The 13,394-nt window shown below is 71.6% G+C and carries 14 protein-coding genes; 7 read left to right on the forward strand and 7 right to left on the reverse strand.

The window, feature by feature from the left end; genetic code table 11:
- Positions 1-11: 11 nt before the first annotated feature.
- Together HNR23_RS08870 and HNR23_RS08875 are read left to right on the forward strand one after the other, a co-directional pair.
- Positions 12-329: a hypothetical protein gene (locus tag HNR23_RS08870; protein WP_184074938.1), complete on the forward strand. Its 318-nt coding sequence runs from the start codon at positions 12-14 to the stop codon at positions 327-329.
- A 664-nt stretch (positions 330-993) separates the two neighbouring features.
- On the forward strand, positions 994-1,773 hold the full coding sequence (locus HNR23_RS08875; protein ID WP_184074939.1) for a TetR/AcrR family transcriptional regulator: 780 nt from the start codon (positions 994-996) through the stop codon (positions 1,771-1,773).
- 59 nt (positions 1,774-1,832) lie between these two features.
- On the opposite strand, the gene HNR23_RS08880 is transcribed toward HNR23_RS08875, so the two are convergent.
- A complete protein-coding gene (locus HNR23_RS08880) occupies positions 1,833-2,993 on the reverse strand; it encodes a macrolide family glycosyltransferase (protein WP_184080104.1) in 1,161 nt (386 codons plus the stop codon).
- Between the two features lie 303 nt (positions 2,994-3,296).
- The gene (locus HNR23_RS08885) at positions 3,297-3,938 is read right to left on the reverse strand and encodes a TetR/AcrR family transcriptional regulator (RefSeq protein ID WP_184074940.1); all 642 of its coding nucleotides are present in this window, start codon (positions 3,936-3,938) and stop codon (positions 3,297-3,299) included.
- A 128-nt stretch (positions 3,939-4,066) separates the two neighbouring features.
- Between HNR23_RS08885 and HNR23_RS08890 the strand changes: the two genes are divergently transcribed.
- The 3 genes from HNR23_RS08890 to HNR23_RS08900 all read left to right on the forward strand — a co-directional run bounded on the left by HNR23_RS08890 (position 4,067) and on the right by HNR23_RS08900 (position 6,798).
- Positions 4,067-5,590 (forward strand): FAD-dependent monooxygenase, encoded by a 1,524-nt coding sequence (locus HNR23_RS08890; protein ID WP_221308071.1) that lies wholly within the window; start codon positions 4,067-4,069, stop codon positions 5,588-5,590.
- Positions 5,591-5,743: 153 nt separating this feature from the next.
- The gene (locus HNR23_RS08895; protein WP_246421654.1) at positions 5,744-6,058 is read left to right on the forward strand and encodes a DUF6247 family protein; all 315 of its coding nucleotides are present in this window, start codon (positions 5,744-5,746) and stop codon (positions 6,056-6,058) included.
- A gap of 86 nt (positions 6,059-6,144) precedes the next feature.
- On the forward strand, positions 6,145-6,798 hold the full coding sequence (locus HNR23_RS08900; RefSeq protein ID WP_184074942.1) for a TetR/AcrR family transcriptional regulator: 654 nt from the start codon (positions 6,145-6,147) through the stop codon (positions 6,796-6,798).
- 60 nt (positions 6,799-6,858) lie between these two features.
- On the opposite strand, the gene HNR23_RS08905 is transcribed toward HNR23_RS08900, so the two are convergent.
- Entirely contained in the window at positions 6,859-8,319 is a 1,461-nt protein-coding gene (locus tag HNR23_RS08905; protein WP_184074943.1) for an aminotransferase-like domain-containing protein, read from the reverse strand.
- Here HNR23_RS08905 and HNR23_RS08910 point away from each other — a divergent pair.
- A complete protein-coding gene (locus HNR23_RS08910; protein ID WP_184074944.1) occupies positions 8,318-9,268 on the forward strand; it encodes a DMT family transporter in 951 nt (316 codons plus the stop codon). The two genes, HNR23_RS08905 and HNR23_RS08910, sit on opposite strands and share 2 nt — an antisense overlap.
- A gap of 214 nt (positions 9,269-9,482) precedes the next feature.
- Complete coding sequence (locus HNR23_RS08915) at positions 9,483-10,682, forward strand: acyltransferase family protein (protein WP_246421656.1); 1,200 nt, start codon at positions 9,483-9,485, stop codon at positions 10,680-10,682.
- A gap of 258 nt (positions 10,683-10,940) precedes the next feature.
- Here HNR23_RS08915 and HNR23_RS08920 read toward each other — a convergent pair whose 3' ends face one another.
- From HNR23_RS08920 to HNR23_RS08935, 4 genes are all read right to left on the reverse strand, one after another.
- Entirely contained in the window at positions 10,941-11,354 is a 414-nt protein-coding gene (locus HNR23_RS08920; protein ID WP_184074945.1) for a MarR family winged helix-turn-helix transcriptional regulator, read from the reverse strand.
- Positions 11,355-11,515: 161 nt separating this feature from the next.
- A complete protein-coding gene (locus HNR23_RS08925) occupies positions 11,516-12,223 on the reverse strand; it encodes a cation transporter (protein ID WP_184080111.1) in 708 nt (235 codons plus the stop codon).
- A gap of 5 nt (positions 12,224-12,228) precedes the next feature.
- Positions 12,229-12,609, reverse strand: coding sequence for an ArsR/SmtB family transcription factor (locus HNR23_RS08930; protein WP_184074946.1), 381 nt, complete (start codon positions 12,607-12,609; stop codon positions 12,229-12,231).
- 90 nt (positions 12,610-12,699) lie between these two features.
- Positions 12,700-13,344: a histone deacetylase gene (locus HNR23_RS08935; protein ID WP_184074947.1), complete on the reverse strand. Its 645-nt coding sequence runs from the start codon at positions 13,342-13,344 to the stop codon at positions 12,700-12,702.
- Between the last annotated feature and the right edge of the window lie 50 nt (positions 13,345-13,394).

The following is a 13,394-nucleotide window of genomic DNA, read 5'->3' on the forward strand; positions in this document are numbered from 1 at the left end:
GTATCTGTGCCATGTCTGCAGAAAAACTGTCGGTTTCGCTCGCCCCGGAGACGGTTGCCCGTGCGCGCCGTGCTGCCAAGAGAGCGGGGTTGCCCCTGTCAACGTGGCTCGATCGTGCAGCCAGACATGAGGCAGACCTGGAGGAGGCGCGCCTGGCGCTGGCCGAGCACTTCGCTGAGTACGGTGAGCCTGACGAGGAGGCCCAGGCCTGGGCGCACGACATCCTCGACTCCACAGGTGTGGGGCGTCCCGAGCCCCCCGAGGATGCCATAGCCCGCCGTGAAGCACTCGCTCGGCTCGATGCCGTCAGTGCAGGGGATGCCGAGTGAAAGCGCTGCACGCCCGGCCCTTGGTTCTGGATGCGGGCGCTTTGCGTGACTCGGAGAAACATCCCCGGGGTCGCGCGTGGGGGCTATGCAAGGCAGAGGTCGCTCAAGGCAGGCCACCGCTTCTCCCCATCGCCGTCTTGGCGCGGATGTGGCGTGGAGGAGCGAAGCAAGCAGGCCTCGCCCAACTCGTCAAGCTGTGCGAAATCGTCGAGATCGATGAGCCTATGGCCCGCCGCATCGGAGTTCTCCTCGGCCTGTCGGAGAGCACCGACGTCGTTGACGCCATGGTTGTCCTGGTCGCCCTTGACACTGGGGCTACCGTAGCGACCTCCGACCCAGATGACATCACCAGGCTGGCTGAGGCTGCCGGAGTAAAGCTGCCTCTGGCGCCCATCTAGCAACCCGCCACTGGCGTGAGCATCCTGACCCCGAACAGGGTTCGGTCAGCGATGTCACCAAAGGAACAGCGCGGGGGCAGCAGCGCTTTCCTGGAGATTCGTCCCAGAGCGGTGGGAACAGGGCGTGCGGTGGTCGGTCCGCTGGTCTTCGCGCCACTCAGCAGCGGAGCAGTCCCACCCGAACGCTTCCGTACGGTGTACCGTACGTGCAGTCGGCCGACACATTCGGCCGCTCAGGAGCGGACCGGCTGGACAGGGGAGGCCCGATGGCGACGGAGCAGAGCGGGAGCGGTGATCCCGCACGGCGGTTGGCGCTGCTGTGGCGCACTCCGGGCGCCCCGGCGCGCAAGGGCCGGTCGGACCTGAGCGTCGACAAGATCGTCCGGGCCGCCATCGAGATCGCCGACGCCGAGGGGCTGGCCGCGCTGTCCATGCGCAAGGTGGCCGACCGGCTCGGCGTGGGAACGATGTCGCTCTACACCTACGTCCCGGGAAAGGCCGAGCTCACCGACGTCATGCTCGACACGGTCTACGGCGAGACCGAGCGGCAGGAGGACGCGGCCGGCGGGTGGCGGGCCCGGCTGGAGCGGATCGCGCGGGACAACCGGGCGCTCTACATCCGGCACCCGTGGATGCTGCAGGTCGCGACGGGCCGCCCCGTGCTCGGGCCCAACGAGACCGCCAAGTACGACCACGAGCTGCGCGCGGTCGACGGCATCGGGCTGACCCCCCTGGAGATGGACTCGGTCATCACCCTCATCTCGGGCTACGTGCACGGTGCCGCGCGCGGCGCGGTCGAGGCCGCCCAGGCGGTCCAGCGGTCGGGCATGACCGACGAGGAGTGGTGGCGCGCCCACGCGCCGCTGCTGGCCATGGTCTCCGACGCGGCCCGGTTCCCGACCGCGGCCAAGGTGGGGCAGGCGGCCGGTGCCGAGTACGGGGCCGCCCACGACCCCGACCGCGACTTCGAGTTCGGCCTGCGCCGGATTCTGGACGGCATCGAGGTCCTGGTTCGGGACCGCGCCGCAGCATCCGCCGACGGCTGACCCGGTCGGGGCGGTGCCCAGGTGCCGAGACCGTGCGGCGGCACCCGGGCACCGGCGGGTCAGGGCAGCATGCCCTCGATGATGTCGGCGGCGCGGCGGGTTCCGCCCTCCTCGCGCAGCTCCCGGCGGGCCGCGGCGCAGCTCTCGGCGACCTTCGGGTCGCCGGTCAGCTCCAGCAGAACCGAACGCAGCGCTTCGGCCGTCGCCTCCTCACTGCCGAGGCGCCGGGCCACACCGGCCTCGACCAGCTTGTCCGCATTGCTGAACTGGTCGGTCATCTGCGGAACGGCGATCATCGGCACCCCGCAGTACAGGCCCTCGCTGCTTCCGCCCATGCCGGCGTGGGTGACGAAGGCGTCGGCCTGTTCCAGGACCGCGAGCTGGGGCACCCACGGGTGCACCTCGACGTTGCCCGGGATGTCGCCGAGCTCGGCCGGGTCGAGCTCGGCTCCGATCTGCAGCACGACGTGCCAGCCCGGCAGGTCGCCGAAGGCGCGCAGGCACTCGCGGTAGAACTCCGGCTGGTTGGTGACGGCGGAGCCGAAGGAGATCAGCAGGACGTTGTCCGCGTCGGCCGGGCGGGTCCAGGTGCCCTGGTCGGAGCGGTCGCCGATACAGGGGCCGACGAAGGTGACCAGGTCGCTGTCCACCTTCTCGGCGTTGGGCTGCATGGCGCGCGGGATGAGCGCCAGGGTGGGCATCGGCGGTTGGAGGAAGAAGGTGTCGGGGTCGGCGGGGACATCGAGACCGTTCTCGGCCAGCCAATTCCGGTATTTCTGCAGGTAAGCATCGGCGCCGGGCAGCCGCCTCAGCTCCGCGCCCACCTCGTCCTCGATGCCGTCCCAAGGTGCGTAGGTGGGGGAGAGCTGGACGACGGGCAGGTCCCACTGCTCGGCCAGCACGCGGGCCGCCGTCCCGCCGATGTCGATCAGGAACAGGTCGGGGCGGTCGTCGGCGTAGGCTGCGCGCAGCTGCGGCAGCATGGCGATGGCGTCGTCGAGGAAGATGTCCATCGCGGCGATAGGGTCGTCGGGCCAGTCGTGGCTGTGCTCCTCGATCGGCAGTGTCGTGGAGTAGGTGACGAGTTCGCCGCCGGCTCCGCTGACGACGTCGGCCATCTGCGGGTCATTGGCGTAGGTGACGCGGTGGCCGCGGGCGGCGAGTTCGCGGATGACGTCCAGGCTGGGCAGGACGTGGCTGATGGCCGGGATGGAGACCATGGCGATATGGGCACGGCGGGTCACGGGTGTTCCTCCGAGGTCATGGCGGTTCTGTGTGCGAGGGACATCGGACCGGCGCGCGGAGGCTCAACGGGGCAGGGAGCAGCTGAATCGGTGCCTGCACTCCGGGCATTCGACGGGCGCGCCGGGAGCGTTCGCGGGCGGTGAGGTGCCCGCGGCTCGGAATTACTGGTAGAGCTGCTGGAAAGCCATGGCGCACAACGTAGCCGATCTCGGCCGTGGGAGGTAACCCGTTTTCGGGCGGCGGGGACGGGAGGGCGGTTTCCTCCGCCCTCTGGCCCGTTAGGGGAGGCCGAAGGCGGACCCGAGGCCGTTCTCCAGCAGGTCGAAGGCGGCGTGGGCGCGAGCGACGGCCTCCGGGTGGACGTCGTCGGCGCTGCGCCCGGCGCGCATCTCCTCGACATTGCGGGTGGAGAGCACGCGCTGGGTCGCGATGACCTGGCCGGCCGCGAGGCGCGCGGTGAACGGGTCGGTGCCGCCGGTCTCGGCCAGTGCTTCGGCGAGGGCGTCCTCTCCGCGCAGCATGTAGGCGGGCAGGCGGGCCAGCAGTGCCGGGGTGGAGTACAGCAGGTGCTGGAAGTCCAGTACCTCGCGTGTGTCGTTGAGTCCGGTGATCGGGTCGTGGCGGTCGAGCCCGTCGACGAAGTGGCGGCGCAGCGCCGTGAGCGGCGCCTCCCCGTCGTGGCGTGCGCGCACGACGCGTGCGGCTTCGGTCTCGTGGTCGGCGAACCGGTGCAGGACCAGGTCTTCCTTGCTGGGGAAGTAGGCGAACAGCGTCGGCTTGGACACCTCGGCGGCGGCCGCGACGTCGGCGACGGACACCTGGTCGAACCCGGACTCCTGGAAGAGCCGAACCGCGGCCTCGGAGATGGCCCGGCGCGTGCGCTGCTTCTTGCGTTCCCGGAGTCCTGTCGGCTCGTTCATGAGCCCAGTGTAGCCACTCTGTTGACCAAGGAAACCATGTGACTCGATCAACAATTTGACTCAGTTAAGTTATTCATGCTCTTCTGTGACCCGACAGTCGTCCACGGTTCACAGAGGAGAGCACACTGTTGGAAACGGAAACCGACGTCATCGTGGTGGGGGCCGGCCCCACCGGGCTCATGCTCGCCAACGAACTCGCGGCGGCGGGCGTAGGAGTCACCATCGCCGACCACCGCGCCTCCCGCTCCCCGCAGTCCAAGGCGGGCAACCTGCACCCGCGCAGCTGCGAGATCCTGGACCAGCGACGCCTCCTGGCCCCGATCGCCGAGCACGCCACCGCGCGCCTGCCCACCGGCCACTTCGCCGGGCTCCCCGTTCCCCTCGACTTCTCCGTGCTGCCCACCCGGCACCGCTACCAGCTGCTGGTCGAGCAGGCGCGGGTGGAGGAGGAGTTGGAGGCGTCGCTCGGCCGATCCGGGGTCGCCGTCGACCGCGAGCACCGCCTCACCGCGCTTGAGCAGGACAGCGCACGCGTCACCGCCACTCTGGACACCCCGTCGGGACCCAGGCGCGTGCGTTGTACCTACCTCGTCGGGTGCGACGGCGCGCGCAGCACCGTGCGTGAGCTCCTGGGGGTCGCGTTCCCCGGCCTGCCCGGGCGGACCGGCATGGTGGCCGCCGACGTCACACTTTCGCGCATTCCGCGCGGGGCGGATGAGCGCCGCCGCCACATCGGGGCACGGTTCCGCTTCGGATCGCGCAGTGCCGCCATGCTCCACCCACTGTCCGGCGGCACCTACCGGCTGCTGTTCCCGGCACCGCGCCAGGACGTCGCCAAGGACGCGCCGGTGGAGCCCGCCGAGGTGCGCGAGGTGCTGGCCGACGTCTACGGGGACGAAGCCGAACTCGACCGGCTGCTCATCGCCTCCCGCTTCACCGACGCCTCACGCCAGGCCGAGCGCTACCGTGTCGGCCGCGCCTTCCTCGCCGGCGACGCCGCCCATATCCACCTGCCGACCGGCGGGCAGGGCATGAACCTCGGCCTCCAGGACGCGTTCGCGCTGGGCTGGCGGCTCGCCGCCGCCGTGCGCGGGCATGCATCTGACCACCTTCTCGGCAGCTACGAGACCGAGCGCCACCCGGTCGCCGCCCGGGTCCTCGACAACACGCGGGCCCAGGGGGAGCTGGGCCGGGTCACCACGGCGCCGATGCAGGCGATGCGCGAGCTGTTCGTCGAGCTCGTGCGCCTGCCCGAGGCCAACCGCCACCTCGCCGGGATGGTCTCCGGCATCGACATCCGCTACCCGGCACCCGACGACCGGTCGGCGGCACACCCCCTGACCGGCCGACGCGCCCCCGACCTCGACCTCGACACCGCCGAGGGCCCGGCCCGCCTGACCCGCCTCCTGCGTCCGGGGCGCGGCCTGTTGGTCGAGTTCACGGTCGACGAGCCGCACTACGGCGACGCCGCCCAGAGGTGGAGTGACCGCGTCGACCATCTCGTGGCCGCCCCTGTCGACCCCGTGGACGCCACGGCCCTGCTCATTCGCCCCGACGGCCACATCGCCTGGGCCGTGGACAGCAACGAGAACCGCGGAGATACACCCGATGCTTCACTGCGCCAGTGGTTCGGCACTCCCGAATCGAACTGACAGCTACGGACATAGCCGAGAATCGCTGAACGGCGATACCGCGCGCAGGTAGCTTCGCTGGCGGTGGACACGATCCGCCCACCCTGAACGACCGATCGGAGGACGCGCCCCATGGCCCCGCCGCTCCCCGTATCTGATCACCCAGTGATCCCTATGCCGGAACTGACACCCGCCGCCTTGCGTGCCGCTGTGCGACAGATCGCGCCGACTCACCTGCCGAGCTTCGGCACGCACCTGGAACAAGCCGCCGAACAGGCGGCCGCGCAGAGCACCGTCGCACCCTTGCATGCCTTTCTTCAGTGGTGGGGGGAATTCGTGGCGATCCATCGTTACCCGGGCCGTGCTGCCCACCTGTGCCAGTTGGAGGAAGCTGTCGCCACCAGCGACGACCCTCATACAGTGCGTAGGTCAGCGGCCGAGATCCGCGAGATCATGGAGTCCGCGCAGCGAGAGGTCTCTGCTGGTTGATCACGACATGGACATATGTGTACGAAACCGATGCAGAGCAGGTCGCCGTGGCCGCCACGACCAGTGAGGCTTGCTAGATTTTGGCCATGCGGTCAGAAATCGGTCGGGAGGGCCAGCACGAGCGCTCCTTCATCGAGAAGGCGCGGCGTGCGCAGATCATCGAGTCGGCGGTGGCGGTGATCTCGGAGGCCGGGTACGCCAAGGCGTCGCTGGCGCGGATCGCGCAGCACGCCGGGATCAGCAAGGGCGTGATCTCCTACCACTTCGACGGCAAGCACGAGCTGATGGAGCAGGTCGTCGAGCAGACCTACACCGCCGTCGCCGAGAACGTGGTGCGGCGCGTGCTGTCCGCGAGCACGGCGCGCGAGATGGTGCGCACCCACATCATGGCGGTGGCGGAGTTCATGCGCGCCCGTCCCGCCCACCTGCGGGCGCTGGGCGAGATCTTCGTCAACCTGCGGAACGACGACGGGTCGCTGCGCTACGGTGTCGCTGCGTCCGAACCGATCTACCGCGGGCTCGAAGACCTCTTCCGCGGCGGTCAGGCCGACGGCGAGTTCCGCGACTTCGACCCCCGCGTGATGGCCGTCAGCCTGCAGGCCTCGATCGACAGCATGTTCGGCTACTGGGCGGCCTACCCCGAGCACGACCCGGAGGCCCACGCGCGCGAACTGGCCGACATCTTCGACCACGCCACCCGCGCCGAGCCGCGCACCGACGAGAGCGCTGCCCCGCAGTAGCCTCCGGCCCTCAAACGTCGCATCCGGTGGGCTGCCCCGGTCTGCCGCGCCCGGTTCCTGTCAGACCAGCCCGAGCTGGTCGAAGGTGGTGCGCAGCCGCTGGACGCCGTCGGCGATCTCCGCGGTCCCCGCCGTCCCGGCGAAGCTCAGCCGTATGTGCGGGGCCGGGGGCTCTGCCGGGAAGTAGGGGCGGCCGGGGGCGACGGCGACTCCGGCGCGCAGGGCGGTCGCGGCGAAGACGGTCTCATCGGCGCCCTCGGGTAGGCGCAGCCACAGGTGGTAGCCGCCCGAGGGCACGGCCGGGGCGGAGAGGCCGGGCAGTTCGCGCAGCAGCGCGGTGGCCATGGCGCGGCGGCGCTCGGTCAGTCCGGCGGCGACCGCCCGCAGGTGGCGCGCCCAGGCGGGGGATCCGACAAGTTCGAGCGCGGTCTCCTGCAGCGGCCGCGGCACGAAGAAGCTGTCGACGACCTGGATCGCGCGCAGCCGCTCCAGCACCGGGCCGCGTGCCGCCAGCGCGCCCACCCGCAGGCTGGGGGAGGTGCACTTGGTGAGCGAGCGGATGTGCACGACGGTTCCCTCGGGGTCGTCGGCCATGAGGGTGCGGGGCCGGGGGCCGGCGTCGGCGTGGACGAGGTAGCGGGCGAAGTCGTCCTCCACGACGAAGGCCCCGGCGGCGCGGGCGATGCGCAGGACCTCGCTCCTGCGGTGCTCGCCGAGCACGCTGCCGGTGGGGTTCTGGTAGAGCGGCTGGCAGATGAACAGCCGGGCCCCGGTGGCGCGGAAGGCGTCGGCCAGGAGTTCGGGGCGCACGCCGTCGTCGTCGATGGGGACCGGAACCGGGCGCACTCCCGAGGCGCGGGCCACGGCCAGCATCCCCGGGTAGGTGGGCGACTCGATGAGGACGGGCGCACCGGGCGGGGCGAGAGCACGCAGCGCGGTGGTGATCGCGCTCTGGCCGCCGGCGGTGATGATGACGTCGGAGGCGCCGAGGGTGCCGTCGTCGGGGCCGGCGATCTCGCGGGCGAACCAGCCGCGGAGCTCTTCGAGGCCCTCGATCGGCGGGCTGGCCCAGGCGCCGGGCCGCCGTCCGGCCCGGGCCAGTGCGGCGGCCAGTGCCCGTTCGGGCTGGAGGGAGGAGTGCAGGTAGCCGACGTTGAACGCGATCACCCCGGGTGCCGGAACGGCGAGGGTGGCGTCCACGCCCGCGGCGTCCACAGTGCGGGGGATCGGTTCGCCTGAGGCGGAGGCGGATTCGGCGCTGAGTGCGACCTCCTGCCAGGAGGTGTCGGCGGTGCGGCCCCGGCCTTCGTTGCGGCGTGCGCGGAACGCCCCGGCGCCGGGGCGGGTGACGACCAAGCCTTCGGCGGCGAGGGCGGCGACGGCGCGTGAGACGGTCACGGGGCTGACGCCGTAGCGTTCCACGAGTGCGCGACTGGACGGCAGCTTCTCGCCCGGGGAGTAGCGGTTGACCTCTCTTCGGAGCGCTGCCGCCAATTCCGCCACACTGCTACTCTGTTTCATGAGGACTGATGATAGCGCTATCGCCCAGCGGAGAGTAGCGGTCCGCAGCGGATCGCTACTGGCGGCCCTGGGCGTCCTCGCGTTCTCGACGACCTTCCCGGCGACCGCCTGGGCCTTGGAGGCGTTCGGGCCCTGGAGTATCACCGCGCTGCGCTGCGGGGTGGCCGGACTGCTGGCGCTGTGGTGCCTGCGGCTGGCCCGCGCGCCGTTTCCCGGACGCGACCGATGGCCCGGCATCCTCGTCGTCGCCGTCGGCTGCGTGGTCGCCTTTCCCCTGTTCAGCACACTCGCGCTGCAGACGTCCTCGACGTCGCACGCCGCGGTCGTCATCGGGGCGCTGCCGCTGGCGACCGCCGCGATCGGTGCGGCGCGCGCCCGGACCGGCCTCTCCCGCACCTTCTGGGCCGCCGCGCTCACCGGTGCGGCCGCGGTCACCGGCTTCACGCTGCTGAGCAGTGGCGGCAGGCCCGAAGCGGGAGACCTGTACCTCTTCGGCGGGCTCGTGCTGTGTGCTGCGGGCTATGCGGAGGGCGGCCGCCTGGCCGGGTGCATGCCGGGGTGGCAGGTGATCTCCTGGGCCCTGGTGGTGTCGCTGCCGGCGACGGTTCCGGCGATGGCGATCAGCCTGGCCGTCGAGCCGGTGCACCTGACGACCGCGGGCCTGGCCGCGGTCGGGTACCTCGCGGTCGTCGCCCAGTTCGCCGGGTTCGTGGCCTGGTACCGGGGAATGGCGCTGATCGGCGTGGCCAGGGCCAGTCAGCTCCAGCTCGCGCAGCCGCTGCTGACCCTGGTGTGGGCGGTGCTGCTGGTGGGCGAGCAGCCGTCGATCGCCGCCCCGCTGACGGCGGTCGTCGTCCTCGGCTGCATCGCCGTCACCCAGCGCTCGGGGGCCGTGCCCACGCGCCGCCGCGGCGCGGAGGAATCTCCCGCTCCCCGTGTCCCCGGCTGATTCCGGCCGCTCCCGCAGGCGGCCCGTCCGGGCGGGGCCCGGTTCCCCCGGGTCGTGATGGGTGGCCGGTCAGGGTCATCCCCCATGGACAAGTTGTCCGCTCGTGCTAGATTTTGGCCAAGTGGCCAAAAATTCATCCCTGTGACCAACGACGCGCGTGCTCGACCGCGCACGGGTCACGGACACCCGCACGAATCCAGGGGGACGGAGCACCATGGCCGAGCAGACACAGCAGACCCGCCGGACACCAATGACCGGGGGCGGGCCGCCGCAGGCCCCGGAAGCGCCGGCGGTCCGCCTCTTCTACATCGACAACCTGCGCATCCTGCTGACGGTGCTGGTGGTCCTGCACCACGTCGCCCTCACCTACGGCAACATCCCGATGTGGTTCTATACCGAGCCCGCCCAGGACGCCTCGGGGACCGCACTGGACCTCCTGGTCGTGTTCAACCAGGCGTTCTTCATGGGGTTCTTCTTCTTGATCTCCGGCTACTTCGTGCCGGGCGCCCACGACCGCAGGGGAGGCCGGGCGTTCTTCCGTGCTCGCCTGGTCCGGCTGGGCATCCCGCTGCTGCTCTTCCTCGTGCTGCTGCGGCCGTTCGTCACCGCCTACATCTACCTGGAGTACGCGTCGGAGGCCCCGTACTGGCTCTTCTACATCTTCAGCTGGGACCCCGGTCCGATGTGGTTCGTCGAGACGCTGCTGGTGTTCTGCCTGGGCTACCTGCTCATCGAGCGCTTCCGGCGCCCGAGGGCGGCCGAGGTCGGGCAGGCGACGGCCCCGGCACCGCTCCGGGCGGACACGCCGCGCCCGCTGCCCCTCCTCCTCGCGGCGATCGGATTCGTCATCGGGCTGGCGGTACTCACCTACCTGTGGCGCATCCCCGTCCCGATCGGCACCTACTGGCCCGTCGTCGGGCTGCCCACCCCGTTCTTCCTGCCGCAGTACGTGATCCTGTTCGGCGTCGGCGTACTCGCCTACCGGCGCGGCTGGGCGGAGCGCATCCCCACGTGGGCCGGGTGGGCCGGCCTCGCCGCGGCCGTGGCGGCGGCACTGGCCCATGTCCCGCTCTCCGGGTGGCTGGGCGAGGCGACGATGCAGCCGGGCAGCTGGCAGTCGCTGGTCGACGCCCTGTGGGAGCAGACCTACGCCGTCGGGATCATCGTCGCGCTGATCGTGCTCTTCCGGGCGCGTGTCAACCGCCAGGGGCCACTCGCCCGGTTCCTCTCCGACAACGCCTACGCGGTGTACTTCCTGCACCCGGTGGTGCTCGTCGGGCTCGGTGTCGCCCTCGGCGGCTGGGAGGCGACCGCCGTCGCGAAGTTCGCCGTCGTCGGCTTGCTCGCGCTCGCACTGTGCTGGGGCGCCGCCCATGCCCTGCGCCGCCTGCCCGGTGCGACCCGGGTGTTCTGACCGGTCTCCGCTGCAGCATGCCGCGCGTGCCGACGCGGGGCCCACACGGCCGGGTGCGTAGCGGTACTCGGACCGGTCTGAGTAGGCGTGCTCATGCCCCGCGTGTCGGAGCCGCCGATGATGGCGGTGTGGGCGGTCCTCCCTCTGGCAGGGTCACGGTCGCCGTCCGGGCGATCGGGGTTCGGGGGGGGGGGGGGGGGGGGGGCTGCCCACCCACCGTGGTTCGGGCCGCGCCGGTGGACGGCGGCGCGGCCCGCCTCAGCGGCGCTCGGCGTTGCGTGCCATCCGGGAGAGCACGTTGACGGTCGCCTGGTACTCCTCGGCCGACATGTCCTGGGTGACGCGGGCGCGGTGGTCCTGCACCTGCTGCCACAGCCCGTCGTGGACGCGTTCGCCCTCCTCGGTGAGCGCGAGGCGGCCGTCCGCGGTGTCGCGCACCCAGCCGAGTCCGCGCAGCTCGTCGATGTCGGGGGCGAGGCTCGCCACCTCGTCGTCGAGGAAGGGCGCGGCACGGGTCTCCAACTCCCCCGCCCGCAGCGGCTCCTGGCGCAGGGCGTGCACGATCTGCCAGTGCCTGCGCGTGAGGCCACGGCTCTTCAGCAGGCGCTCGAACCCGCCGTCCATGATGCGGTCGAGATGCTGGAGCCAGTAGCGGCTGGAACGCCTCGCCATTCCGTATCCCTCCCGTGTCGGCCAGAAGTCAATTATCCCACTTTCGAAAATCTTGGGCAGATAATTCTCCATGTCCGATATCGGCCACCGCGCAACGCCCCAGGCCGCAGCGGAGGCGGACACCGGGGAGCCGCCTCCGCCGGGGCGGCACCCGGGTGCGCTCAGGTGCAGCAGCCGTCCCGGCACCCGGACGGGCAGGTGCATGTCGCGGCGTCCGCACCGTCGGCCATGGCCGACGGTGCGGACGCCGCGACAGGAGAGGAGGGTCCGCAGCAGCCGTCGCCCCGCCATGCCTCGACCCCCTCCTTGGCCGCCACGCCCGCGATCACGAGGGCGGCGGCAGGGTCCGCCCACCACCAGCCGAAGAGGCTGTTCAACGCCAGCCCGGCGAGCAGCACGGCCGAGAGGTAGGTGCACAGCAGCGTCTGCTTGGAGTCGGCCACGGCGGTGGCCGACCCCAGCTCGCGGCCGGTGCGGCGCTCGGCGTAGGAGAGGAACGGCATGATCAGCAGGCTCAGCGCCGCCAGGGCCAGTCCGACGGTGGAGTGGTCGGCCCGCTCCGCGCCCGCCATCCCGCTCAGCGACTCCCAGGCCACGTAGGCGGCCAGGGCGAAGAAGGACACCGCGATGACCCGCAGGGTGACGCGTTCCCGCGCCGCGTGGTCGCCTCCGGAGAACTGCCAGGCCACCGCCAGCGCCGATACGACCTCGATGGTGGAGTCCAATCCGAAGGCCACCAGCGCGGAGGAGGAGGCCAGCGTGCCGGCGGTGATCGCGATGACCGCCTCGACGATGTTGTAGGCGATCGTGGCCGCGACGATGAGCCGGACGCGCCGTACCAGGGTGGCGCGGCGGCCGGGGGAGAGCATCCCGCTCACCGGGCGTCCTCCTCGGCCTCGGGGGCGGGGTCGGCCTCCGGTCCGTAGACCGGGCAGAGCACGACGGCGTCCCCGGTGGCCGCGAGTAGCCGCTCGGCGCTGCGCAGCAGGTCAAGGAGCTCCGGGCGGTCGAAATGGTAGAACGACTGGCGGCCTTCGGGCCGGAAGTCGACGAGCCCGCAGTCGCGCAGGCACGCCAGGTGCTTGGACACCGTCGACTGGGCCAGCCCGAGCTCGGAGGTCAGGTCCGCCACCCGCGCCTCACCGCGGGTGAGGCGCTGGACGATGGCCAGGCGGACCGGATCGGACAGGGAGTGGAAGAGCGCGGCAGCGGGAGCCAGCTCCGTGCGGGCACAGGGACCTTGATTCATCGCCATTTGGCGATGTTATCCCGATTTGTCGATGCAGTGTCCACTGCGCCGCTCCACGACGCCGTCACGGAGAACAGGGCGGGTGGACCGGGAGGCTCAGCCGGACAGCAGCGCGGCCACCTCGCCCGCCGTCCACGCCCCCTGGGCGCCCGGTCGGCGGGCGAGGTAGGCGGCGACCCGCTCGGCGGGCCAGCCGTGTACGCCGCGCAGCCCGCCGCCGATCAGCTCCAGGTACGCGGCGGCCGGCGCCGCCACCTCCACGTCGTTCCGCGACCAGTGCGCGGTCAAGGTCAGCACCGGCCAGCCGTCCAGCCGGCCGCAGTGGACGAGCGTCTCGTAGCGGCCCTCGCCGCGCACATCGCGGCCCTCCCGCAGCGCCGCGCCCAGGTCCAGGTCGGCACCGGGGGAGCGGTACATCTCCTGGGCGGCCACATCGCCGAACTGCCCGGCGGTGAGCAGGTAGGCATGGGCCGGGACTGCACCGGGAAGCGCCGGGTCGAGCAGGGCCAACCCGCCGCCCCACATCCGGGAGGTCAGAGCGAAGTAGACACCCCCGTTGAGCCAGACCGCGCGCCGGTCGCGCGGCGGCGTGCGGTCGCGGCAGCCCGGGTTGGCCCGTGATCCGTTGGGCGGTACTCCTCCGGCGACGTAGTAGGCGAACCGGCTGGGCGTCATGTTCGATCCATAGCTCGCGTACCAGACCAGCTCCGGAGCGGCCGGGTCGGCGGGGGTGGCGGGCATGGCGCAACGCTATCCCGGCGTGGGCGAGTCCGGCCACCACGGCCGTCGTG

This window comes from Nocardiopsis mwathae (genome assembly GCF_014201195.1).
In the GTDB taxonomy this organism is placed as follows: domain Bacteria; phylum Actinomycetota; class Actinomycetes; order Streptosporangiales; family Streptosporangiaceae; genus Nocardiopsis_C; species Nocardiopsis_C mwathae.